Below are 22828 nucleotides of genomic sequence, written 5' to 3'. Positions count from 1 at the left end.
GGGGGGGGGTAAGGTGTGTTGAGCTCCTAAGAGTGTTGCAAGAGGTAATGCCGCGACTTGTTAAGACAGTTATTTCTCACGACAATGAGACTAGTTTGAGAAACATCATTGCTCACAGGGCTTCTTCACCAGAAATCCTGGAGGCAGGTTTTAGTTTAAATTGGCCAGAACAAGACACACTGTTAGCATTTGATGTTGAGATCGGTGGCTTCCCTCTTATTGGAACGATAAGAGAGTTAGCGGGTGCAATTCCATACTACATCATGGATTCTTTACGTGTTCTTTTAGGGGCATCAGCTGAAGACTGTAAACTCCGTGATTGGTCAGATCGGGTAGCCTTTACCGAAGCTGATTTCGAACCAGTTTGGGTAAATCCATTCATTCACTACTCTTCGTATATTGATCCTGATAAAAACGGACCAATAGTCTCCATTGTTCGTTGGACGCCTGGTGGTTTTCGGCCACACCAGCAACATTTAAAGGAAGAAGTATTTGATTTAGCTGTGAGCCCTACACCTGCAGAACAACAGACTCCGTAGTAATAGAGCTTGCCAGTAACGTTTGCATTGGTATGAACAATTATCACTGCCGTTTCGTACCACCAGCATCTGGGGAACAGGCAAGAAACAGAGAAGTGGGGCCACTTTATTGGACCACTGAGCGGCGAATTTAAGGTGGACAGTTTTCGGTTCTACGCCGCTTGGCAGGGCCAAGCCAGAGGGGGTACCCCCTCTGGCTTGGGTCGCGTTTGATATATCTCCATCGGCTTCATGCCGTCAAAGGTCTTGTGCGGACGGCGGTTGTTGTAGAAGTCAAACCACCAGACCAAAGCATTCCGTAGATCAGAGCCCGTCTTCAGTTCCCGCAGATAAACACATTCGTATTTTAGCGACTTCCAGAGCCGCTCAATCATCACATTGTCCATCCAACGACCACGGCCATCCATTGAAATCCGGACTCCGGCATCCCTGAGAGTTCTTGTGAACTCGTAACTTGTAAACTGGCTGCCCTGATCAGTATTGAATATCTCAGGAACGCCATAGCGGTTCATCGCATCCTCCAGGGCCGAGACGCAAAAGTCGGCGTCCATCGTGTTCGACAAGCGCCAGGACAAGACAGCACGACTATGCCAATCCATGATTGCCACGAGATACAGGAAACCACGTTTCATGGGGATATACGTAATATCAGCGCACCAGACCTGATTGGGCCTTGTGATCGCCATATTGCGCAACAAATAAGGATACCTCTTGTGCTGCGGATGCGGCTGGCTCGTCCTCGGCTTTTGATAGATTGCCATCAGTCCCATTTTACGCATGAGGCGACGCACACGGCCCCGCCCGACCTGATGACCCTCATCCCGCAGGATGTTGCGCATCTGTCGGGAACCGAAGAACGGCAATTCCATGAACAACTCGTCGATGCGTTTCATCAGCGACAAATTGTACATGGACTCGCCCACAGGCTGATAATAGTACGTTGAGCGTTGCAGTTTAAGAATTCTGCATTGTCGCCGCACGCTGAGCATGGGATGCTCTTTATCGACGACCTCACGCCTTCGCTCGCAGCTCAGATTTTTGCGAAGGCTTGTTGCAAAAAATCCTTCTCCACAGTGAGCTGACCGATCTTGGCGTGTAGCTCCTTGATCCGCGCCTCATCGCTCTGCTGGTTTTTCTGAGCTTTGCCTGAAAATGAAGCGGCAACGCCTTCCTTGGCTTGCCTCTTCCACTGGGAAATCTGATTGGGATGCACGCCATACTTGGCGGCCAGCTCGGAAAGGGACTGTTCCCCCGACAGAGCGTCGAGGGCTACACGGGTCTTAAATTCGGCAGTAAATCCTCTTCTTTTCCTGGACATCGAAAGCCTCCTTCAGGCTTCTTACGTCCACCTTAAACTGTGGTCCAGTTTCTTAGCCCCACTTCTGTATACTCACATCCCCATATCCGGAGTAGGTATGTACTCCTCCTCTTCTTCGACGTCGAACTCAGTTCGGATGCGCTCGAGAATTTCATGCATCAGCTGTAATATTTCCTCATGCTCCTTCAGCAGATTTTCGAAGAATACTCTTTGGGCTTCCAGTTCTTCAACATAGCGACGCTCTTGGTCACGCATCGTCAAGGCCAACTGTTCTTGAGCCCATTCATGGTATTCTCGGATAATTTCGTTATTCGTGTAGGCATTGGCCAGCTTGATTGCCTCCGTCTTGGTTAAAGGCCCTTCAATGATGACGCCTGACCATTCTATGCATACGTAGTAGCCTCCTTGACCTGGTTTAACGCTAAACTTAATTGCTGGTTTGGCCATATAGTGTTCTCCTTGATTTTTGAGGGTGCCAAAAGATATCGGAGAGGGGGGATTTTTTCAAGAAGCGATGATGAGCGCCATACCTCAGTTTAGTATATTTGTTGGGTATTTTCTGTCCCTAACAACTCGACTGGAGCAAAATTGGAGCAAAAATTCAAAATGGCATAAAAAAAGGACTCAAGCTTTTGCCTAAGTCCTTTATTTTCCTGGAGCCAGAGATCAGAGTTGAACTGACGACCTACTGATTACGAAGTAGTATGGGGAGTTTGGTGGTTTTCTTCAAAATTTACCGTAATTGTTTGAATTTCTGAGTGAAGTAGTTGGGTGGTGTCTATTATATACTGCCGAAAACTACCTAGTACTACCGAGTTTTGTACGCACTTCTGCGTACACTTTGCGTACAGAGAATGAGGTGTATTGATGACTTTGTAGTTGATATCAGATAGATAGTTGTCAGGATTTGAATGTAGGTTCTGTCGTCTACATTAGCGGTTCCTTCTTTGGCATATACTCAAGTGGAGATTTTATGGTTTTGGATTTGTTCAAAAAATTGGATGATGTTTCTGAGGATGTTCTCCATCCAAAATTCAAATTGTTAAGAGATGAAATTACGTTGCATGCAGAACGTAAAATGGTTGTAAGTTGGACTGAAGGCTTTGAAGATCGGGATAATAAAATCATTAAAGAATTTCAGACGTCATTTCATTCATCGCTTTGGGAGTTTTATCTCTACCAGGTGTTTAGAGAAGCTGATTTTTTGATTGATTTTTCACAAAATCGTCCAGATTTTATTATAAAACGGCCGTTTGAGGTGAATGTTGAGGCTGTTGTGGCAGAAATAAAGCAAGGCGGTCCTGCTGAGGGAGAAAGGACCCTAGACGATATCTTAAGTATGACGAAACCATTATATTTAGAAGATGCTTTTCAAGCAATTGTAGACGAGTCTACTACGCGTCATTCAAATGCAATTGGCGGAAAAGCAAGGAAATATGTTGAGAGCTATTCGAAGTGTGACTGGGTAAAAAAAGACACTCCGTTTGTTATTGCCCTAGGTTCTTATGCTCAAATTAAATATGGAAGAGAATTTTGGTATCCGTCATTGCAGCTTTTGTATGGTTTTGCTTTTGATAAAACTACGAATGATTACAAAAGAGTTGAAGAGATTATTAAACCTGGTACATCTTCTGAAATTCCCGTTGCTCTTTTTGAACGACCGGAAATGAAAGATGTTTCTGCTATACTGTTTTCGTGCAGTGTCTCTCTCGCAAAGCTGACGGCTCTAGTCAATTCTTCGATGGAGTCAAGCTCTCAGCTCCAACGTGTGATTAGTGTTTGGCACGATTCTGAGCCTCCTCACTATAAAATGCTTCATGTTGACAGGAATTCTCCAGAAGAATTGTCCGACGGACTATTTGTATTTCATAATCCCAATGCAAACGTAGAACTGCCAGAAGAAGTATTTGCTAATACTAATGCAGTCCAAGTGAATCTTGAAGGTCGCGATTTGAAATTTAACGGTAACAAGTGTCCGATGGTTGCTCGAATCAATTTTTTTAGGGGTCTCCTTCCTGATGCTTTGTTGAAGGAGTTCATGGCTGAGATATTCCTGAACTACAATCCAGAATACTCTGCTAATTAGCGTTGTAGCCCAGGGTGGCATTGATTGGGGTTATGGGCTTGTTAGAGCAAGAACTCAGATGAACACTGACCATCATAATCCCTTTCTCAAGCATCTTCCTCATTTGTGCAGATGAGCAAAGCTCAAGAATAAATGTTCCATCATCAAGGACTCTATCGCAATTTGCTCCAGCAGCAATAAGCTGTTGGGCGATTTCTATGTTGTCCATTTGTACAGCTAGTGAGAGCGGGGTGATCCCATTTCTGTTCGTTGCATTCACGTCAGCACCTGCTTCGATTAGTATGGTTACTGCTTCAATAGCGTCTTCGTCACTGCCGTAGGTGTCCCCCGGAAATTTGGGCCAAGGCCGTTGCCCGATCGGGGCGCATGCTAGTACAGCGTAGCATAATGGGTATATATGTGAGTCATCAAATGGGAACTGCCTGTTCACATTAACTCCGCGCATAAGAAGAAGCTCCAACAGGTGAGGATTTCGGTTCGTGAGGATAAGCCGCATAGCTGTTGTTCGCCACCTTCGCGAAGGAGTCTCCAGGGTCTCAGGAAGAATAGGATCAGCTTCTCTTTTCAGAATGGCCTCCGCTATTTCTATCTTTTCAGACCACAGGTCTTGATCCATGGCGTAATAGAAAGCGTTGTCCTCCGTAGTGTTGCGGAAGTTGAGGTCTGCACCATTTTCTATAAGTTGGAGTATCCTTTCGTAATCTCGGTTCACGATGGCTTCCATTAACTGGCTATTATCTCGTATTGTATCTTTGTACAGGGTGTTCATGTGTCCTTTGAAAGGACGAGAGCTGGTTGACCTACTCATGTTACCACAAGCGAGATTCTCATTGATTAGAATAGAGTCGTCTTGGGAGTCTTGAATCCATTTAGCGAAACGTTGTTCAAAGAAGCGACGTCCTTTCTCAATAATTCTCCGCTGGTATTCTTTGTCATCGAGGTCATGCCCGATTTCCGTGCCATCATCATAGGCAACGTCTCGAAACTTGTGGCACATGCCGTGCCATTCCGACCACGAAATCATTTGCTTAATGCGCAGCCATAGGTCGCCTCTTGGCTTTCCTGATCCGGCTTGTTTTGAGTATAGAAAGCAAGCCGATGACAAAGCGGTTTCAGTATAGCCCTCAGTTAGATGGCAGGCATTAAATCGAGCATGGGTATATGCTTCCCAGAAACACTCATGAGCTTGCTTTATGTCGAGCATGCCGATGTGGTTAAGCCCCTTTAGAAATGGAATGCTGAATGTTTTGAAGCTTCCCCATTCAGGTGCCCGTTCTAGATACTCGATATGGTGTGCTGCCATAACGGTATCGGGGTTTGTTGGGGGAAGAACCTGAAGGGCGGCATTGTAGTGGCTCGTTATTTCTTCGAATCCATCAAGGTTCGGCTGCTTCTTAGGTGGTCTTCCTTGGATTAGCTCGGCTCCGATGGAGTCGGATTGTCTTCTAGCGTTGGTGATCTCATTTATGCATTGGCATGTGAGTGAACGGGACGAGCCGAGGCCTGTCGTGTCGTGTCCGCTCGCTTGAATGCTTGTTTCACAAGCTGAGTAGTAAGTCCTAATGAAGTGCTGGTAAGCCCTCAGAAAATCCCTGACGAATGAATCTTTAGCCTTGGTTCCAAGGCTCCTCTCAACGTGTCTGATAAATCTACTCGTGGTGCAGGCTATTTGCATGCATACGAGGAAGCTTTTTTTAAGTTTAGCTTCTTTGGAGCCAAGATTTAAGTCTTGCTCAACTATTTTCATCAAGCTCGACCTGGGTGGAATTACCTTTCCATTGCGCCATTTTTTTAGAGTCGCTTCCTGAAGCTTGTCCTGCATTAAATCGTAAAATGTGCTCACTTTCATACCCGCGTGATGAATCCACCAGAGAAGGGTGCTCCCTACGCAAGAGTCATTCTTTCGGGGTATAAACCACAAGGGGGATCGTGGTGTTTGAATTGCGTTTTGGTGATGAATATTGTGAATGAGCAAAGTCCTGAATGCTGCATATGCCATGCGGGAGCTCAAATTCTGGAGTATCCCTCTCCAAGTCTTAGGCGGTGAAACCCATGCTACGTCTGGATATACCCCTTCTCTGCACCAATCGAATATTTCGAATAGTTCAAGACAGACTTGCTGCAGTAGCTGGCAACTCGTCTCTGGGCGATTTATAATGTCAGCTGTAAGCCGGACCAATTCTCGATACCTAAAGTCTCCTGTGTCATCCATGAATCTGGAGATTCTTTTCTTTTTGTCAGGTGTGAGGAGAGGCTGAAAATCAGTTAGCTCTAGAAAGGCTTTAATTGTCTTAGCTGTCGGTGAGTAATGTTTCATAAGCGTCCGGTTTCTCATTGGATGCGGTGCGTACTGATAAATACACACCGCATCCACTTATTGCGAGTGGTAGTTACTCGCTGTCGCCGAGATAGTCGTCGTTGTTCGGATTGTGAGCATCAGCCCAGTCATTCATGTCAGCATCGTTGTTGGGGTTGTTGATGTCCGAATAAATGTCAAGTTCTTCTTGGGTCATGTTGGAAGTGTCCATCTCATGTTCTCCTTCAAATTTGATGATTGATTACTTTTTGTTCCAAGTGGGATTCTTTTGCTTTCCCTTGTTCCCTTGCGCCTTGTCATACTGCTGGTTGGTCCCTTTCGTGCCTTTGTTGGCGTTGGGCATGTTCGAAGAGTTGTCCTTGGGTTTCATAGTATTCTCCTAGTTAAAAGTTGACCCGGATTGGGTAATTCAGAGCCTAGGTGAATCTTTGAAAACTTCCAGACGTCCGGTTGGACAAGAATATTGGTCAACAGAAGTGGGGGGGAATTGGTGGGTGGATGGGGGCGGTTTTTGGGGTGGGAAGTATGTCAGCCTTTGAGCAAGGCTTGCATTTTGTGGTGAGTAATTTGGCGTCACGACTTACTGATTGTTGGTCAGTCGGTCCTCATTTGAAGTGGCGATTGAGTCTGCATATTCGTTACTCTTCAAAAAAGGAGAGTATGGCTTCTTTGGTCACAGAGTTGTCCAACGAGTTCAAGCCGCCCTGACAGTATTTATTCCATTTGGGGCCGCGTTGCTTGAGGTCTTCATACGCTTCAAACAAGGTGTCAGGATCGTCTTCCATGAGTATTTCGATAAGTTGCTGGGCTTGCAGCAAGTCCTTGCGGCGTTTGGCTGTTTCAATGGAGTCACGGCGTTGGGAGACGATCAGTTTGTGCAGGGCAAACCGTGCAGGTGATGGCACATGCGTTAAGGCGCCGCCCCCAACGAGCATGACGGTTTGAACGGGATTCACCACGAGGAAATCAAGAAAGCGTTGGGGGTATCCATGCGTTTTGAGTTTGTCTGAACGAATCGGCCCCCTGGCAGGACCGGAAAAGGGCATGAGCACATCAAGGCGAATCTTGTCTTTATTGATGTATGAGACTGGCGGCGTTCTGGGGTCCATCCCAGGGACCTCGCTGAATGTGTCGTCGAGTTGCTTGAGGACATCAAGCAAAGGGACATCGAGCGAGTCCTCAACCGCAAGAGAAATCGCGTCGGCCTGCGTCATGTCCACATCCATGGTGTAGAATGCGGCCTGCCCGAATTTTGCTCCCAGCATCGCGCCATAGGCTTGGAAGGCAATGGTCCCGACAAGGATGGCTTTTTCAAGCACTCCCGCTTCGTGCAGCCCAAGGAGCAGGTTGGCCAGCTTGCCCGTCGGGGCCGCCACTCCTGATGACTTGAGGGTGCTGATTATCTCGCCCCGGCTTGTGTAGCCAGCTTTGGCCGCTTCGAATCTTTCCACCTTGAGGACCAGTTCCGGGTCGCCTACGGGGCCGATGTATTCCCTCTGCTGATATTTCCCAGGAGTCGTACGCCTGCTCTTTTGGAAATACCAATGGTCTTGGCCGTCAACGGGAACCGTGACGATGCTGCCGCTCAAAGGCCAGAGTTCTCGATCAAGCGGTTCGGCTTTGCATTGATCAACAAGTTCGGCAAACAGGCTGTGAGTTATGATGGGAAGTCGTTTCATGAAGCGACTATAATTCAATTTGAAAATGAAGTATAGTGTCTATGGCTACTTTGGGAGATTGAGTTCCGGACTCTAGCAGTGTGTGGGGCTTCGCGAGTCCTTGTGCCATTGGGTTTCGACATGATGCTTTATCAAGGTGAACTGAATTAATCCGATGAACTGGTTCAAGCTGTTTGATCGGTTGCTGCCGAGAGCCATGAGTTGATAATGTTGAGGCCAAATTGTTTTCCAAGAAGGAGGCCTCATGTCGAGAGGAAAAGAGAATTGGGATGATCTGGAGTCCTTAAAAGTAAAGGCCGGCGGTTGGAAGTTAGAAGAGCCAGAATACGTTAAGTTGAGAAGGGAAATCGTTTCCCTGAGTGGAAAGAAAGCAGAGTGTATCATCGATATTGGAATCCGCCTTAATAAAATGAAAAAGCTTGTTTCACACGGCGAGTTCCAGGCGACGATCGATGAATTTTTTCCCTTCAGCTATTCAACAGCCAACGATTACGGAAATGTAGCGCGAAATATCAAATCTGCCGAAATCGCCGCTTTGTTCGAAGCAAAGGCTCTATATGCTCTGGCCAGGCCAAATTTCCCTGCAGAACTTCGTGAGGAGATCATCGACAAAGCTTTGGGCGGAGAGAAATTTACCTATCAGGAAATTGTCTTTAAAAGACAATGTGCACAAGACTCCCCTGAACCAAAAGAAGTCAGCGATGAGAGTTGGGAACCCAATTTAGACCAATCATACGAGGACGACGGCTTGTCATACCAACTAGGGATTCAAGACATCTGGCAGTCCCTGACCACGATTGTTGGTGAGGTCAAAGATCTAGACTGGCCTGAAGAGCCTACAAAAGAAGACTATGATTGGATAGATTCTATTTTCAGACTCCTACGGAAGCTCTCTAGGGAGTTCGGGCCTGTTCCATCAAAAGTCCGACGGTCGGACTTTCAAGAGGCTGAATAGTCATATACTATAAGTAAAATATATACATATATATACTAGTTGTAGCCCCCCTGGGTTGTATGGAGATGCTCATTGTATAGAGATTGGAAATTGCAATACGAAAGCAGGACAGTTCAGAATGCTGCCCGGAGGCACTGTGGGTTGGTTAGGGAAGCTCTCTCGAAAATCACAGATGTGATTCCACTTATCCATCGAGTCACCATGTCTTTGAGAGATGCCCCGGTGAACCTCTTGCGTTCTCGCCTGCCGAAGTTCAGGCAGCTTGGTGCGGATAGTAGAAGGCCAGGATACCGGTATATGGCTTTCTTCCATCTACAGGGTATAGAGTTCAAAATTTACTATTGGACAGAAACCAGCAAGGCTGGAGCCATGGTCGAAGCGGTGAGCCCTAGCCCAGCTGCATTGATGGATTTGAGCCAGAGGTTACGAGCTCTGAACATGACCTCTGTAGAGTACGCAATTGATTTCATGTGTAAGACCGCTGTGGATGTGCTTCTAGTTCACTGGCTGCTCAGGCGATACAGCCACTTCCCCGGATACACGGGGGCAGTCAACTCCGCTGGACGAGTCTTCACAGGGATTGATGACGAAGGCGACGAAAATAGTGTCTCGTACTTCTGGAATAACTCAAGGCGCGAACCTAACGCAGTGAAGATCTATGAGCGTGGCCCTGACGCCTTGAAACGAGTCAAAGACAATGGACAGCCCTTCTGGCGAATGGAGGATTTGGATAGGGTCAGGCTGGAGTTCGTGGTCAGTAATGGCAAGTTGGCCGCTAGACGGAAAAGGCTCGGAGTCAAATTCTTGCAAGGGTTTCGAAACTGTCCCCGGATGTCGGATGTCTTGGAGGGGACGTTCCGCTTCTGTGTTTTTCAAAAAAGCAGCCAGTTGCCCCAAGAATGGGATCACTATCCTGAACTAGACGGGGGCCGGGGTATTGAGTCGTTCCATGTTGAGTGGCTGGCAGCAGTTCGCAAGCTCAAGAATGCCCACCAGTGCCATCGGGATTCAGCGTTGATGGCTCCCCTGATGCGGAAAATACGTAGTGAGCTTGTACGCTATGACGAAAGGTGGGCGAAGCAGGCCGAAAAGGCTCTAGGGTTGAAGCTAATCCCTGCGGGGCGAGTTAACCCTTGGACGGTCATACGATGAAAGAGGGGCTGAGCTGATTCATTGGCTCAGGCCCTCATCCTTACAGCCCACGGATAAAGGACAGGTAGCTGTTCCCTGTTCGCTGACAAACATTAGCCTGCCGTCATCGAGGAAGCTGAAGGTTACGATATTGCCGTTTTGCAGTTCCAGGAATACCTGCTCCTCGTCAGCTTCCATTTTTCGATTTTAACAGGAAAAAACTGACTGGAAACACTCAGCTTAAGTTTAAGTGCTTCACGGGGTCGAATGTGCTTCTGGGTGAATTGATAGGTATAAAACACTTGATGATAGCGGGTATGACCAATGCTTTCAGGCGGAATATCGAGAGACCAAGGAATTGGTCCATAATTCAAGTCAGTACCTGCGGGATGCCTCATGCATGAAAGGCTTCCGCAAGCGTATGCTGGTGGCATCCGGGAAGGCCGCTCAAAGTTGGAAGAAAGGAACAGCAAAGCCCATTAAGTAGGCGCCGTAGGAAAAGGTAACAGGGGAAGGACATCTGCCCTCCCCCTGTTATGTTTTCTTCATGGACCATTTTGCCTAGTTTCAGCTAGTTGTAGACAGCGTCGAGTATGGCATGGTCTCTATAGAATAGCTTCTTGCTAGCTCCGTATTCGGCAACGCCCGGACCCCACGCATTATTGTCAACGTAACTCAGCGAGAACCCTTTTCCGTCTGGAGTGACAATCCATTGGAAGACCGCATCATTTTTACAGACCTTGTCTAACGCGATGTTGAACAGAACCTTGTAGACCTCGTCAGTTGGAGTCGTTCCTTCTCCAGATGCACCCTCGTAGAACTGCTGATATTCTGATTCAGAGAGAACGTTTTTAGCATAGCTGTTCTGGATGCTCGGCTCATTAACAACATTGCCGATCAAGTCCAAAAGAACATCTTTTCGGATTTTGCCCGTAAATTCCACGACCCTTTCACCCTTCTCTCCTTCAAACTCAGACCATTGAGGGTTGTCGAAACTGGCATCAAAGGCCGCGCCGACAGTGGTGGTTTGGTAGCCACGCATCACTCCGTTTTTGACCACATCAATATCACTTCCGGTGCAGCCAGCCACCAGCACGAGAAGCAGGGAAAGCAGCAGGCAAATCCGTTTGAAATACAACCTATTCATGATGAACATCTCCAATTAGCTGACGATTGAACCGAGAATTGCGAGCAGGAAGGCATAAACAATGCCCGGGACCAGTGCCGCAATGATCGCCTTGCCCCAAGAGAAGGGCTGCTGGCCGACCGGGAGGTCTTTCTTGCCCTTGATGCCAGCATAGAGGTGGACGAAAATGCCCGGCAGCAAGAAGATACCTGTTATTGCCCCCATGATCAGACCTTTAACCAACTGACCGTAACCGGCGTAGTATGCGCCGCCGAACAGCAACCCCATCCAGCTAAATCCATTTTTCTCCTTAGCCTGGGTCATGCTTCCTCCTTTTTGTCCGTGTCATCGGACGTGCTTATTTCAGCCTCCACAACACCGCCATGAAGATGGGCAGCGAATAAGGCTCATTTCTTATCGTGTAGAAGATATTCTGTAGATATATATTCTACAAGTCAAGCACTGTGAATTCCTGAAGAAGGAGTTCCAGTGCCGACCAACAATTCACACAGGTATTCTGCTCACGAGCAGGAGATCATGAAGAAAATGGGCCTCCGGGTCCGCCAATTGCGCGAGGCTTCAAGCTTGTCGCAAGAGAAGCTAGCAGAACTGGCCCATGTCCATCGGACGTACATCAGCACCATCGAACGCGGGCAGCAGAACATCTCCCTGACCATTTTGATCAGATTGGCAGACGTGCTTGGCGTATCGCTGGCGACTCTTTTTGAAGACACATAGGGTTTGAGCGGTTTACGTGCTCCAGCCAGTCCCGGACCTTCCGCCAGCTTGCTTCATCAGGTTCTGCGTTGGCCTCTAGCCTGAATTCCTCGATTTCAAGCTCTCCCTCGCCACGGGCTATCAGGAGCGTGTCGCGCTGGGGCTTCAGCACACGGTAGGCCGTTGCTTTTCCATTCATCACGTTTCCTGCGTAGTTGAACAGGCAGTGGCGCATTTCTCGGCCTTCGATGAACAGGCCCCACATGCTGATAATTGGCTCAATGTCTGGGGTTCCCGGAGCAAGTGGCGGGAAAACTCCCAAAATGGTCGACCCCGCAGATACCCATTCGTCCGCAACGCTTACAACAGCCTGGGGAGTCCGCATCCAGCGGTCAACCAAGCAGTTGAGTTCCTTCAAAGTAGAGCACCGACTCATCGCCCCCCAAGGGTCGTCGTGGTCGATGGCATAAGCACTTACACAACCTCTCAAGGCAACTCGCCGCACCTGCTCACAGTGGGCCGAATCGACCAAGGGCGTTTCGAGAAGCCTGCGGATAACCTCCACCCTCAGCAGTGGCGCAAAGGGCACGAAAAATGACAGCGTGCGCAGGTAGATTTGCTTGCAGTGCAGCAGGCTCCGGGTGACGGATTCATGCCGCAAAACCCATTCCAAGTCCTCGTATTCCGTGAGGTTGTATCCTTCCGGTTGAATCTTCCGAATAAGGTTCAAGGAGATCGCTCGGTTTTCAGGGTAGAGCTTTCGCAATATGACTGCTTGCTTTCTTAGAACAAGTTTTCTCGCGGTCTTCATCAAGATCACGCGTGTCTCAATGGCGTTGGCGAGCAGCCACAGCAAGACCGGATTGTTTTCAGCAAGGTCCAGCGCAAGCGGGTTGCGCTTTATCAGGCCGAAGGCTGCCTCATTTCCATGTAGCCAATTTTGGACACGACGAAGCCTCCCATAGCCAAAATCGGGATGATTCATATCCCCTCCTCGGGAAATTTTGATAGGAAAGACCTACGCTTTGATGATATTCGCGTAGCTGATCGGGCGCAGCCTGTGCCAGTCGCGCCGTCGCTCTGTTTTCACGTTCATCGATGGGTCGAGAACGTACATGTCGAGGCCGCATTTCACGAGCAGGACCCAGTGAGTGTGCAGCCCGGTTCGCTTCACCTCCAAAATGCTGATGGGGCTTGGCGATTCATAGGTTTTGAACGGTGTCCAGCGCAGTACCTTGTAGCCGTACCAATCGAGCAAGTAGCGGAGGTCTTCTAGAGTTGTGTAGAATGGGCCATCCGGGTCAAATCCCAGATATTCCAACGTAAGCTTTCGGACCTCAGGGTAGGTTTTCCCCGCCACCATCGCCACACACGCAAGACCGCATCCGGTGGCATCTTCTTGAAGGACACGTTTCATGGCCGTCATGCTCATCACGATATCTGGAAATTCGCGCTCTTTTGCGGGTTCAGCGCGTTTTTCAGCCGCAGTGTCGGCTCGACCAGCCAAACGAGCCCGCAAAGCTTTAGGGCGCAAATCTGGCGCATTTCAGTCGCCTCCGGGAATAATGATCAACCGGAAGGCCTCACCGGACTTGAAAACAACCTCCACGCCATCCATGACGACCGGACCGTCGATGTCACTCAAACACCAAGTGAAGTCCACCGGGTGCTCCCTGAGCAGATCGGTTTTCTCGGCAACGGTAAGCAGCGGGTCAAAAAGGCTTACCAGAAGGTCTTCCATGTCGTGTTGATTCATCATGAAACCCTCTGAATTTCGGGAACCTGACTGGCGGGCTTTGTCGTCCAGTGCGTTTCGCAATCGACTTCGACCCAGCCACGGTGATGGCTTTGAGTTCAGAGAGGGAGAAGTACCCCCATTCGGCGTTCTGCCAATCCCTGTTGAGGATGGCGTATCCGAAGAAGGTATCCTCGCCGTCGAATTCGACAGCGTACCAGTCACACCCGCCGATAAAGAAATGCAGGTGTATGAGCTTGTTTTCGAGTGGGATAGTCTCGGTTTCATACAGGCGCGGGATAGCATCAAGCTGTTCCGGTGAAGGTTCGTTCCACATGGGAAGCCTCCTTAATTTTGGACCCAACAAAGCCCACGGTGAAGGACCGTCGGCAGGTAGCATCTCGATTTTGTAAGTTTAGTTAAGGATGGCGTTAGCCAGTGCCTGATTCATTTCAGGCAGAACGTCGGCATAGTGGGCCGTCATGTTAATACTCGCATGGCCGAGTTGCTTCTGAACGAAGCGGAGGTTGTTGGTCTTTGCCAAGAGTATAGTTGCATATGTATGGCGGCAGCTGTGTATGGAATAATGGCTTGGTAGCCTTGCCGCCATAAGCACTTGTTTGAAGCTCAAGTAAAGGGCAGTGGTGGTATAGTGCTTTCCTCCACGGCCAGCAAAGAGGGGGGCGCTTGAAGACACGAGTTCTCCCCATTCTTCCTTTTTCTTGACAAACTGCCTCAGCTGTCGCGTTAGTCGTTTGTCGAGATATACATCGCGTCTTTTTCCTCCTTTTCCATGTCTGACGATTAGATAGTTTTCAGTTTCCTCAAGAAACAAATCTCCAATGCACAAAGCCACAAGCTCGCTAACTCGCAGGCCACTGTTTAAAGCCAAAAGCACAACCATATGCCGGACTAGCCATAGTCGCTTGGTCCGCTCAGGTTGTCCTCGTGCCTTTTGGCAGCAGGTTGTAAGGATTCGTTTGGCTTGTGATTCGGAGAAAAACATGTCGCGCGTTATGCGGTAGTTTTTCATAAAATCATTATACCATAATAGCAATAAAAGTCAATATGTTATTGCTGTATCTTGTTTTGACTTGGTGGTGAAAGAATTGAGGGGGTGGGGACTGGACTTCATAATCTGCAAATGAGTTTTTAAGATTTCATACAAAATCTTAAAAAATGAGATTGGTAAACTGAGTGACTTTGTGATGGCGGCTTGTCCTCTGTCACGCCGGAGGCCGCGAGTTCGAGTCTCGTCGGCTCCGCCACTAAAGATCAAGGACTTACATGAATTTGTAAGTCCTTTTCTTTTGCCTGTTTTTGGTGGTCCCCACACTAGTCCCCACGCTTAAATGGCAAATTGCTCCACTCATATTGGTGAGAAGGGTGGTTGTATTGCGTGGGTTGCTGCCTCGTTGGCTGGAAGTGCTGCATCCCCATCCCGGCCCCTGGGTACCCCCAGAATGAATTCTCGCGGTTGAGCTTGTTGGGTGTTAGAAAAATACGTCTCAAAAAAGGGATTTAACATTTAGTTAAATCCCTTCGTAGTTATCTATTAGTATTCGCTGAGAGGCTTTATGTAGGGGACTTCTCCTAAATAGTAGTCCTTTTCAAGCTGCTCGGCATCAATGGGTATCCTTATTAGTCCCTGCTCAGCCCCATCAGGCAAAGCATCCCCCATACCCCACGGTGGTTGCCAGTACAGCATTGTCTGCCAAGAGAAGCCATTTAAGGTGAGAATGAAAGCGCGAAGGTTGTGTTGCTCAAGGCCAACAGCAGTCCACCTTTGAGAGGTCGGTCCTAAACTCTCAATCATCATTCCCGCATGCTTTTTAGAAAAAAAGAGCGGGATATGAATTCCACCTCCTGGAGTTGGAAGGGCGTAGTATGTCCCAGTGTTAATACCATCGCGCAATTCCATAATCGCCCAAAAAGGTTGCCCAATGTTGGACTCACCTGGGCCAGCAACAGCCATGATGCGACCACCCAGCAATAACCCGATTGAAGGAAGGTCTTGAGGTGTCAGTGACAATATGTCGTGATCTTCTGCAAATTCCAAGGCACCACTTTGATAGCCAGAGGTCGATACCATAACGCCTGTAATGTCGCCCACATCTCTGATTTTCCCATGGAACTCGATCACTTCGCCTTTCTCGATAGGCCGTTTTTCATTTTTGCATTCGATGGCGACCCGATGCGTTATGCCAGCCCTTGAAAATTCATAATAAACATCAATCTGGTGCTTTCTTCCAAGCTTCGTTTCAAGCTTGATATTCTTCTCAACGACCACACCTTCATCTTTCATATTAAGGAGCATGTCGTAAATGTAGTGGATGTGGTCCTCGAATTCTTTGCCAGTGTTAACCATACATTGTCCTTAGTCTTCATCAGCAAAGTTGCTTGCAGAAGGGGTTTTTATCGGCAATTGCTGCTCTGATTTTTTCACGGAGTATTTGTTTTAGATCCGCTTTTTTCTCAACTACAAAGTAGAGTTCATCCAAGAGAGCTAAGCAGATTACGGTTTTTTGAAGAGACTCTTTGCACAAAGGGATTACTGTGTCGGCATAACCAGAGGCAGAGATGAAAATACCTCGTGAATGTCCTCGATGATAAACGCGCACCAGATGTTGAGATACCTCTGCTACGCCGATGGGGTCTTTCCACCATTTCATTTCGACAAGGTACACATGGCCGTCAAGTTCAATCACTCCATCAATCTGCTCAACAATGCCTTCTTTGGCATCACCTGTAAGGCAAAATGCCTCTCGAATAAGTATCCCATGCGCATCAAAAAGATCGTTGAGAACCTCTTCAAGCTTTTTTCCCCGTTGGAAAGCATTTTGAAGAGTGAACAGTTTTGCGAAGTTTTCTTTGATACCTTCAAGCCTTGCGTTGTGTTCTGCTATGGCTTGCCTTTCTTCTTCGGCCTTGACGAGATGGCTTTTTCTTTCTTTCTCACGCTCGAGATTCATGCGTGTGAAGGAATCCTTTACGTTAATGACTTGTTGGATTTCGGAAACTAACCCTTTTGCGATTAGCTGGTCGTTTGGCCAGCATGAGCTGAAATTTTCGAATTCGACTACCCGTTTGAGAACTTCACGGCGTTCACGCAAGGTCTTTTCGCCTTGCTCATTTAATGCGGTAAGGACACTGCGAACAATTTGAAACTTATTGATGCTATCTTTGTCCTGTTTTAGCTGCGTTTCGATGCTTGCAGTAAGACTTTGAGGAACTCCTGCCCCCTTGAAGAACAAAATGACATCAAGTTTAGAGCGACACAGCCGGGGGATTGTATCTACCAGTAGATTAAATAGTTCTGGCGGGTAATGAAAAGTAATATCCAAGACAGACCTCGTGGTCAGTTGTTTATTCCAACATAAGAGTATCGTCACTCTCTGTTGTTGTTAAAATAATCCATTGATTCCACGAAGGATTCTCCTTGATCCATTCTTTGGAAGCCCTTTGGGCTTTGAGGATTTGATCATGGTTTAAAGTTTGCTCAACGGTGTCTCGTAGAACTGCCGCGTACTCTTGATCTTCAGTTGCTATTATATTCAGCCATTTGAGTGCTTTTTGTTTATCCCGAACAACGCCGACAGAGCCATATAAATATATTTTTGAGAGGGCATAAATTGCTTGAGGGACTTGAGTAGCTGCTTTTTCGAAAAGGGTTACTGCTCTGAGATAGTCTTTGCTAGTTCCTTGCCCACAGTAAAGCATACAGCCCATGTGGTATTGGGCTATTGGATGCGTTTTTGCTGACTCTTTAAAAAGTTCGTAGGCAGTCGCATAATCTTGAGAAAGCCAAGCCGAAATTCCCTCTTTATAGTTGTAGTCGGCAATCTGTTGTACGATTACTTCCCCTAAGACCTTCAAATTAGTCTCAAGCATTTCTTTCCATATAGACATAGCAGGAACCTTTAGTCTTCTTGGCGGATTCGCTTATCCAGCGTGTCACCATTAGGGTATTTCCACTCTTTCCATCCGTTTGCGCGGCGAGCTAATACCGTTGCAGCGGCTGCACTTGGAGAAGAAAATATATAGTCAGATGAGAACTCCAATACATCCCCAGTTGGAATGAGGGTTTCTTCATCAATCAGTTTTTGGCGCATCCCAATTACCCAAGAACCCGCTGTCTTCGTTTCTTTGAGGTTGCATGTGGAGCCTTTGAATACCACGAGGCCGTCTTCGGAATATTCACCCTTGGCGTGGGCTTTTTTGCCCTTACAGCAAAGAATGTCTGCTTCTTTGGGCTTTTTAATCTCATCGAATGCGGGTGCGCCAAGTGTTGAGGTTAGAATCCTGATTGTCTCAAAGTTGTCCATCAAATCTGCAGCGGCAGGAGGCTGTATGTGCGGCTTCGATGGAGTGTTTGTGTTCACAACGGTATAGCGTCCTGCAGCGGTTGCTGTTTCCCAACAGTACCACTCAAGAAATCTAACATGAGCCTTCGTGAAGTGCTGCGTTTTAGAGGTGATAACAATGGCACTTTGCCAAAAATCTTTAGTCTTCGAATGCTGCCTTAAACGAACTTGGCCATCTTCTGTTTCCCCAATATATACTTTGGGTTTTCCTGTTTCACTGCGGTCGCTTAGTAAGAGGTAGAGACTGACACCCTCAATGTACTCTTTTGAAACACTTGCCAGCATTGATCGAGGAATAAGTGTAGCTTGGATTATTCTACTTGTGATGTCTGCAACCTTTACACCGCGAGGGTTGCCATCGGGTAGAAAGATTTGGATTGTTTTTCCACTGGTAGGCATAACCACCTTCTATTTTAGATCATAATGGCCGTCAAAGGTGAAGGCATGAGGGAGATCGTCAAAGTTTGAATCCAGTTCCATCTGACTTTTCGGAATATGATACCTTTCCCTTAATTTTTTGGAGAAAGATATAATGTCGTACTCATGATTACTGCTAAAGGGGCTAAAAATTTCCTCTTCCTCAACCAAAAGTTCCATACCGCTTTCAGTTTGAATTGAGTCTATTTGCGGAGGAGTACCTGCTGTGAAGTTGAGCCTCAGGGTAACACCCTCTGGTGGATGGCGTGGAACGAAGACAACATCCTTGGCGAAATCTCCAAGGCGATCATGGATAAATTCGAAGCACTCAGAAAATTTTTCGTATCTTTGGAGCTTTGCGAGTTGCCCAATCAAGCGGTCTTTGAGGTTGTCACCTCTAAATTCACCATTACTGTCAAAATATACCTCAAATAACATGCCATTGAAAATATGCATGGGTACATCTTCAGGATACGATTCAAGCGTGCTATGCAACGACTCGATAAATTCAACAGCTTTAAATGCATTTCCACATGCGGACTGATAGATGTTTCTTCCAAGAACAAACCATTGGTCTTTAGAATAGTTCTCATGAGAGCAATGGACGGCTAGATTTCGAACCTTGCTGATTGCAGGATTTTGGGTGTGCCAGTTAATAGTTTTCAGGTCTTCGATGACGGAATCTAGCTCGTCGTCTTCAGAAATAGTGTATAATGAATCTTTGATCGCCCGTTCGCTGTATGAATCCTCTTCAATTTCATCAACTATTTGATTTACAACCTGCTCAATAGCTTCTTGCTCGATCTCACATGTCTCTTCGCTTGGAGGCTGATCTTCTGGGTCGGATTGTGTTGCCTCGTTTCTATCGATAGAAATAGCAATTTGGACCGCTCTTGCTATGTTTGCATAGTCGTGTGGGGCTTCTTTTGAAAGAAGCTCGATCAAGTCGATTAAATTGATTACATAAAACTCCTCTGAGCCAGTATGAACTTTAAACTCAGAGATTAATCTCGGATCGGCGATTTTTAATACTTGCCCATTGTTGTTATTAATAAAAATACCCCGCTCGTTTTTTACTTTCAGCGGTGCGTATACGAAGTCTCTTTTCCAATCTCGTGTAACAAATATCGCCTTCTCAATTGCCTCAGCTTTAGAGAAATTAAGGATTTCATTCCAGATAATTAGATCGCCGTAGTGGTTGTCTTCTTTTTTCTTTTGGTCCTCAAATCCAGGTGGGATACTGCAGTGGTATCGTGATGCGTAGGTCTCGTGGGACTCTGAGACAATGGAAAAAAGGTCGGTTGGAAGAATTTTGTCTTCGAGATTGTCTTTAATTTCCTTGGCGATGTTAAAATAGTACTCACTTTCTTCTTTCGCCATTTTAGCGAGGTCATTAATGACTCCGGTGGCTTGTCTGTATTTATCTAGAAAGTCATCCTTATCATCGTATTTTACATTTTTTGAAACTAAGTCATCATCGATGCGCAAATGAACGTATCCATTAGCTCCCTCAAGCCTTTTGCAAATCTTTTTTATATCTTGCTCAAGTGAGTGGTAGTCTCTGAGATTATTTCTGATGTATCGTTTCGAATACTCACTAATACAGTACTTGGGTACTTTGATTTGCTCATCATGATCTTTGATCCAAGTGAATAGTTCATTCCGAGCAGACGCATTAATTTTAAAAAAGAATGAAATGATGTTTGTGTCAAAGAATATGCGACACCCTTCATCGTTTAAAACGGATTTTACGTTAGACCAATACTCGTCGACAGCAATCGTCGTTTCAGGAAACTTCATGTTTGCTCTCTTATGCTAGTTTATTCTTTACCTGAGCATGAATGTCCCGGCCCATATCGTCTTTATCCAGACCGAGGAGGAAGATGCACTTACCTTGACTCTTTTCTTCCCAAAGCTTGCCGATATTCTCTTTCTCAAGAGTGTCGGCGGTGTCTTTTATGTGCTTGCCCTTGTATTCGAGAGCGAACAAGCGGCCATCAACAAGCTCTGCAACAAAGTCGGGGTAGAAATAATCCGTGGAGGTGGGAAGCCTGAATGATGCCTCCTTGCCCCATGGGAGGTTGCGGACCCAATGCTTAACCTGTTTGGCTGTATCGATAGCTTGGGCGCAGCGGAACTCTTCGGAGTTGTTCTTTAGGTCACGAATACGCTCGTTGCCGTAATAGTGCTTTTTGAACGTGTACGCACCGCGATAGGCTTCCCCGGCTGAAGGGTAGACGTTGTTCTTGAAGTCGAAGCTGAAATCAAAGCTCGCTTCAACGGGCGCACCGCCCTCAAGCAGAGTAGCTTGGAAGCCTTTCTCGTAAGCCTGTTTCCTATAGCGGCCAATCTTTTCAAATAACGCCTTAACAAGCAGGAATTTCGCTCGGACAAGGGCTAGGAGGTCAAACTCGCCTGAGTTCAAGAGGGAGTGGATGCACTTTCGGATGAACTCCATCATCACTTCCTGCCGGAACTCGGCCCCTTTGCCCATTTTGTGAAGCTCACGATCCAACCAGCGGACCAAGCGAGGTTCATCCCACTTGTCGCTGATGTAGCCGCGCCTAAATATGGGCGTGTCGTCGGAGTGGCTGTAAACGACCTTGTTGCCCTTGATGTCAAACTCGAAAGTTTGGGCATCATCGTCGTAGACAAATTCATTCCCCTCAAAACGGGCAGGATAATCATTTAAGTCCCATCCATGGAGTTCAAGGCACAAGTCTGGGCTTGCAAGTTCCAAGTCTCCTTCTACAAGGACTCCCAGGAGGGGAACAGCGAAGGGAACGCCTGCCTCGAATGGGGTGGGTCTTCTTTGGAATTTGTCGCGGTGGATTTTGATGGTTTTACGGATTTTGTCCTGCTCAGGCTCTGGTATGATTTTAACCAACTCCTCAGCTTGGTCTTCTGAAATGTGTCCGGTGACTTTCATTTGATAGCCGTCATCGGTCCTTTCGACCTGAACCTTTTCATCTTCAAAGGTCCGCACTTTGGAGAGATCAGGCTTTTCTGTCACCTGAAAAATAAGCGGTGGCGTTTCTTGGGCGGCTCTGCCAAGTGGAGTGTCGTCGAAACCCTCAAATGTGCCTTGGGTTGGAATAATATTGTCCAAAGCCTCATCGTCTTCAAAGCCCATGTTCATGAGCTTGTCGTGCATTTCCTCGGCAGCTTCAGCAAAGCCAGGAGATATGACATGAGCATACGCCTTGTTCAGTTCATCAATCTCACGCCGCTTGGCGTAGGGCATACGCATGACGCGGCCAAGTAATTGCTCAATATCAACGGCAGAGCGAACAGTTTGCGCCGAGCAAAAAACATAGGCGAATGGGCAATCCCATCCTTCTTTTAAGGCTTCAATCGTGATGATGTATTTGATGGGGCAACGCTTGTCGAAAAGGTCGATGCCATCCAACTCCCGCTGGCTGCCCGTGGCTATGGCAATGGCGGCTTCGGTCACGTTTTCATTTTCGATGAGGTGCTGTTTGATGACATCTACGGTTGCTTCACGCCCTTGCGGCTCGGCTTGGATCAAAGCTATTGGCCGGATGTAATCGGCATCCCCGCTGGCTGTTTTTTCAAGGCTGCGTCTTTCAGTGACAGCACGGTTGATAGCATTGCGCCAATTCTTATGCTCAGTGAGCATGAAGGGGAGCTTGACCATTTCCTCGGCCTTCAATTCAGTCGGTGAGACGCGGTAAAGCACGTTCCCCATGGTAGGCGTTGCGGTAAACTCAACAACGCAAGCCGGGTTGATACGTTCAACGACCTCAGCCGAAAGTCTCGACCGTGCCTTGTGGGCCTCGTCCATAATTATGAGCGGACGATGATAGTGGAGGATATTTACGAAGGAAAATTTGACATTTTCCTCATCATCCTTTTCCAGTCCAGGCGTGCTATCGGGAATTTGGGTGAAGTGCGGTTCAAAGTTCTCGTTGTGGGCATAGATGCGCCGCCCATCAGTATTTTTCACCCGTAATGTCTGGAGTGTCCCGACAATGACGCATACCCGACTTTCGATGTCTTTAGGCTGATCCTAGTTACTTCAGCAATGTCGAAAACAGAGACTTGCCCGTCAAAAGCATTATCTATTGCCTCACGGTAGGGATGATCATTCTGCTTCAGGGCTTCAAGAGTCTGTTCACGGATTGTATTTGTCGGGACCAGCCAGAGGACAACGGGAAATTCTTCTTCGAGATAAGCTCTTGCTGCTACTTCGATAGTGTGGGACGCGAGGACGGTTTTACCACCACCAGTGGGAAGTCTGAGGCAAACATACGGAACACCATCCATGCCCTGCCTGATGCGATACTGCTGCCCGGTGTCGGTTGGGTTGTCGGCTACGAAATTTTCAAAAGCCTTCTTGGGATCGCCAGAAAGCCGTGAGTCCTCAAGGTAATCCTCAAGGGCAGAAAGAGTGTCGAGTTGGTATGATTTGAGCTGGAACATA

25 protein-coding genes are annotated in these 22828 nt (G+C 47.4%); 5 read left to right on the top strand and 20 right to left on the bottom strand.

Annotation, left to right across the window (positions count from 1 at the left end; all coding sequences use genetic code 11):
- Nucleotides 1–539, top strand: a 539-nt coding sequence (locus JCM12178_RS18210; RefSeq protein ID WP_218185634.1) for a hypothetical protein, incomplete at its 5' end; no start/stop codon positions are given.
- Nucleotides 540–691: 152 nt separating this feature from the next.
- Here JCM12178_RS18210 and JCM12178_RS06200 read toward each other — a convergent pair.
- Nucleotides 692–1857 (bottom strand): IS3 family transposase gene (locus tag JCM12178_RS06200; RefSeq protein WP_439646696.1). Its coding sequence is split into 2 segments (ribosomal slippage): nt 692–1579 and nt 1582–1857, totalling 1164 coding nucleotides; the frame shifts between segments, so codons are not numbered across the junction.
- Between the two features lie 72 nt (nt 1858–1929).
- Nucleotides 1930–2304: a hypothetical protein gene (locus JCM12178_RS06190; protein WP_054649705.1), complete on the bottom strand. Its 375-nt coding sequence runs from the start codon at nt 2302–2304 to the stop codon at nt 1930–1932.
- A 526-nt stretch (nt 2305–2830) separates the two neighbouring features.
- Here JCM12178_RS06190 and JCM12178_RS06185 point away from each other — a divergent pair.
- Nucleotides 2831–3943 (top strand): hypothetical protein, encoded by a 1113-nt coding sequence (locus JCM12178_RS06185; protein WP_054649703.1) that lies wholly within the window; start codon nt 2831–2833, stop codon nt 3941–3943.
- Here the strand turns inward: JCM12178_RS06185 and JCM12178_RS06180 are convergent.
- The 4 genes from JCM12178_RS06180 to JCM12178_RS06175 form a co-directional block, all read right to left on the bottom strand.
- Nucleotides 3936–5792 (bottom strand): ankyrin repeat domain-containing protein, encoded by a 1857-nt coding sequence (locus tag JCM12178_RS06180; RefSeq protein WP_054649701.1) that lies wholly within the window; start codon nt 5790–5792, stop codon nt 3936–3938. The two genes, JCM12178_RS06185 and JCM12178_RS06180, sit on opposite strands and share 8 nt — an antisense overlap.
- A gap of 541 nt (nt 5793–6333) precedes the next feature.
- Complete coding sequence (locus JCM12178_RS18620; protein WP_172677074.1) at nt 6334–6471, bottom strand: hypothetical protein; 138 nt, start codon at nt 6469–6471, stop codon at nt 6334–6336.
- A 30-nt stretch (nt 6472–6501) separates the two neighbouring features.
- Nucleotides 6502–6630, bottom strand: a complete 129-nt coding sequence (locus tag JCM12178_RS20450; RefSeq protein ID WP_284690204.1) for a hypothetical protein — start codon at nt 6628–6630, stop codon at nt 6502–6504.
- Nucleotides 6631–6898: 268 nt separating this feature from the next.
- Nucleotides 6899–7939 carry a GSU2403 family nucleotidyltransferase fold protein gene (locus JCM12178_RS06175; RefSeq protein ID WP_054649699.1) on the bottom strand — a complete coding sequence of 347 codons (1041 nt, stop codon included), beginning with the start codon at nt 7937–7939 and terminating at the stop codon, nt 6899–6901.
- Nucleotides 7940–8183: 244 nt separating this feature from the next.
- Between JCM12178_RS06175 and JCM12178_RS06170 the strand changes: the two genes are divergently transcribed.
- Both JCM12178_RS06170 and JCM12178_RS06165 read left to right on the top strand, forming a co-directional pair.
- Nucleotides 8184–8894 carry a hypothetical protein gene (locus JCM12178_RS06170; protein WP_054649697.1) on the top strand — a complete coding sequence of 237 codons (711 nt, stop codon included), beginning with the start codon at nt 8184–8186 and terminating at the stop codon, nt 8892–8894.
- Nucleotides 8895–9035: 141 nt separating this feature from the next.
- A complete protein-coding gene (locus JCM12178_RS06165; protein ID WP_157054795.1) occupies nt 9036–10046 on the top strand; it encodes a hypothetical protein in 1011 nt (336 codons plus the stop codon).
- Nucleotides 10047–10596: 550 nt separating this feature from the next.
- On the opposite strand, the gene JCM12178_RS06160 is transcribed toward JCM12178_RS06165, so the two are convergent.
- A complete protein-coding gene (locus JCM12178_RS06160; protein ID WP_157054793.1) occupies nt 10597–11172 on the bottom strand; it encodes a hypothetical protein in 576 nt (191 codons plus the stop codon).
- A gap of 15 nt (nt 11173–11187) precedes the next feature.
- A complete protein-coding gene (locus tag JCM12178_RS06155) occupies nt 11188–11475 on the bottom strand; it encodes a hypothetical protein (RefSeq protein ID WP_054649691.1) in 288 nt (95 codons plus the stop codon).
- Between the two features lie 165 nt (nt 11476–11640).
- Between JCM12178_RS06155 and JCM12178_RS17630 the strand changes: the two genes are divergently transcribed.
- Nucleotides 11641–11889, top strand: a complete 249-nt coding sequence (locus JCM12178_RS17630; protein ID WP_245628650.1) for a helix-turn-helix domain-containing protein — start codon at nt 11641–11643, stop codon at nt 11887–11889.
- Here the strand turns inward: JCM12178_RS17630 and JCM12178_RS06150 are convergent.
- The 12 genes from JCM12178_RS06150 to JCM12178_RS20255 all read right to left on the bottom strand — a co-directional run bounded on the left by JCM12178_RS06150 (nt 11834) and on the right by JCM12178_RS20255 (nt 22827).
- Nucleotides 11834–12853, bottom strand: a complete 1020-nt coding sequence (locus JCM12178_RS06150) for a hypothetical protein (RefSeq protein WP_054649689.1) — start codon at nt 12851–12853, stop codon at nt 11834–11836. The genes JCM12178_RS17630 and JCM12178_RS06150 overlap by 56 nt on opposite strands.
- 33 nt (nt 12854–12886) lie before the next feature.
- Nucleotides 12887–13375, bottom strand: a complete 489-nt coding sequence (locus tag JCM12178_RS06145; RefSeq protein ID WP_157054792.1) for a cysteine peptidase family C39 domain-containing protein — start codon at nt 13373–13375, stop codon at nt 12887–12889.
- Nucleotides 13376–13414: 39 nt separating this feature from the next.
- Nucleotides 13415–13627, bottom strand: coding sequence for a hypothetical protein (locus JCM12178_RS06140; protein ID WP_157054790.1), 213 nt, complete (start codon nt 13625–13627; stop codon nt 13415–13417).
- A complete protein-coding gene (locus JCM12178_RS17625; protein ID WP_218185633.1) occupies nt 13581–13940 on the bottom strand; it encodes a DUF2958 domain-containing protein in 360 nt (119 codons plus the stop codon). The genes JCM12178_RS06140 and JCM12178_RS17625 overlap by 47 nt, the downstream gene beginning before the upstream one ends.
- Nucleotides 13941–14018: 78 nt before the next feature.
- Nucleotides 14019–14636, bottom strand: a complete 618-nt coding sequence (locus JCM12178_RS06130) for a tyrosine-type recombinase/integrase (protein WP_083465763.1) — start codon at nt 14634–14636, stop codon at nt 14019–14021.
- A gap of 522 nt (nt 14637–15158) precedes the next feature.
- A complete protein-coding gene (locus JCM12178_RS06125; protein WP_054649679.1) occupies nt 15159–15971 on the bottom strand; it encodes a restriction endonuclease in 813 nt (270 codons plus the stop codon).
- A 19-nt stretch (nt 15972–15990) separates the two neighbouring features.
- The gene (locus JCM12178_RS17620; protein WP_157054788.1) at nt 15991–16947 is read right to left on the bottom strand and encodes a restriction endonuclease; all 957 of its coding nucleotides are present in this window, start codon (nt 16945–16947) and stop codon (nt 15991–15993) included.
- A gap of 22 nt (nt 16948–16969) precedes the next feature.
- Entirely contained in the window at nt 16970–17494 is a 525-nt protein-coding gene (locus JCM12178_RS06115) for a tetratricopeptide repeat protein (protein ID WP_054649675.1), read from the bottom strand.
- A 29-nt stretch (nt 17495–17523) separates the two neighbouring features.
- On the bottom strand, nt 17524–18366 hold the full coding sequence (locus tag JCM12178_RS06110; protein ID WP_054649673.1) for a GIY-YIG nuclease family protein: 843 nt from the start codon (nt 18364–18366) through the stop codon (nt 17524–17526).
- A 9-nt stretch (nt 18367–18375) separates the two neighbouring features.
- Nucleotides 18376–20184: a PIN-like domain-containing protein gene (locus JCM12178_RS06105; protein ID WP_054649671.1), complete on the bottom strand. Its 1809-nt coding sequence runs from the start codon at nt 20182–20184 to the stop codon at nt 18376–18378.
- Nucleotides 20185–20194: 10 nt separating this feature from the next.
- Nucleotides 20195–22351 carry a DEAD/DEAH box helicase gene (locus JCM12178_RS06100; protein WP_054649669.1) on the bottom strand — a complete coding sequence of 719 codons (2157 nt, stop codon included), beginning with the start codon at nt 22349–22351 and terminating at the stop codon, nt 20195–20197.
- A complete protein-coding gene (locus JCM12178_RS20255) occupies nt 22348–22827 on the bottom strand; it encodes a DEAD/DEAH box helicase family protein (RefSeq protein WP_054649667.1) in 480 nt (159 codons plus the stop codon). Before JCM12178_RS20255 ends, JCM12178_RS06100 begins: the two co-directional genes overlap by 4 nt.
- Nucleotide 22828 lies beyond the last annotated feature (1 nt).

Source organism: Salidesulfovibrio brasiliensis JCM 12178, from assembly GCF_001311825.1.
GTDB classification, from domain to species: domain Bacteria; phylum Desulfobacterota; class Desulfovibrionia; order Desulfovibrionales; family Desulfovibrionaceae; genus Pseudodesulfovibrio; species Pseudodesulfovibrio brasiliensis.
The sequence above is the reverse complement of the archived record's forward strand: the minus strand, read 5'-3'. Positions and strand labels throughout refer to the sequence as shown.

Coding starts and splice junctions, on each gene's coding strand:
- JCM12178_RS06190 (WP_054649705.1), bottom strand. CDS start 2,304: ATGGCCAAACCAGCAATTAAGTTTAGCGTTAAACCAGGTCAAGGAGGC.
- JCM12178_RS06185 (WP_054649703.1), top strand. CDS start 2,831: ATGGTTTTGGATTTGTTCAAAAAATTGGATGATGTTTCTGAGGATGTT.
- JCM12178_RS06180 (WP_054649701.1), bottom strand. CDS start 5,792: ATGAAAGTGAGCACATTTTACGATTTAATGCAGGACAAGCTTCAGGAA.
- JCM12178_RS18620 (WP_172677074.1), bottom strand. CDS start 6,471: ATGGACACTTCCAACATGACCCAAGAAGAACTTGACATTTATTCGGAC.
- JCM12178_RS20450 (WP_284690204.1), bottom strand. CDS start 6,630: ATGAAACCCAAGGACAACTCTTCGAACATGCCCAACGCCAACAAAGGC.
- JCM12178_RS06175 (WP_054649699.1), bottom strand. CDS start 7,939: ATGAAACGACTTCCCATCATAACTCACAGCCTGTTTGCCGAACTTGTT.
- JCM12178_RS06170 (WP_054649697.1), top strand. CDS start 8,184: ATGTCGAGAGGAAAAGAGAATTGGGATGATCTGGAGTCCTTAAAAGTA.
- JCM12178_RS06160 (WP_157054793.1), bottom strand. CDS start 11,172: ATGAATAGGTTGTATTTCAAACGGATTTGCCTGCTGCTTTCCCTGCTT.
- JCM12178_RS06155 (WP_054649691.1), bottom strand. CDS start 11,475: ATGACCCAGGCTAAGGAGAAAAATGGATTTAGCTGGATGGGGTTGCTG.
- JCM12178_RS06150 (WP_054649689.1), bottom strand. CDS start 12,853: ATGAATCATCCCGATTTTGGCTATGGGAGGCTTCGTCGTGTCCAAAAT.
- JCM12178_RS06140 (WP_157054790.1), bottom strand. CDS start 13,627: ATGATGAATCAACACGACATGGAAGACCTTCTGGTAAGCCTTTTTGAC.
- JCM12178_RS17625 (WP_218185633.1), bottom strand. CDS start 13,940: ATGTGGAACGAACCTTCACCGGAACAGCTTGATGCTATCCCGCGCCTG.
- JCM12178_RS06130 (WP_083465763.1), bottom strand. CDS start 14,636: ATGAAAAACTACCGCATAACGCGCGACATGTTTTTCTCCGAATCACAA.
- JCM12178_RS06125 (WP_054649679.1), bottom strand. CDS start 15,971: ATGGTTAACACTGGCAAAGAATTCGAGGACCACATCCACTACATTTAC.
- JCM12178_RS06115 (WP_054649675.1), bottom strand. CDS start 17,494: ATGCTTGAGACTAATTTGAAGGTCTTAGGGGAAGTAATCGTACAACAG.
- JCM12178_RS06110 (WP_054649673.1), bottom strand. CDS start 18,366: ATGCCTACCAGTGGAAAAACAATCCAAATCTTTCTACCCGATGGCAAC.
- JCM12178_RS06105 (WP_054649671.1), bottom strand. CDS start 20,184: ATGAAGTTTCCTGAAACGACGATTGCTGTCGACGAGTATTGGTCTAAC.
- JCM12178_RS20255 (WP_054649667.1), bottom strand. CDS start 22,827: ATGTTCCAGCTCAAATCATACCAACTCGACACTCTTTCTGCCCTTGAG.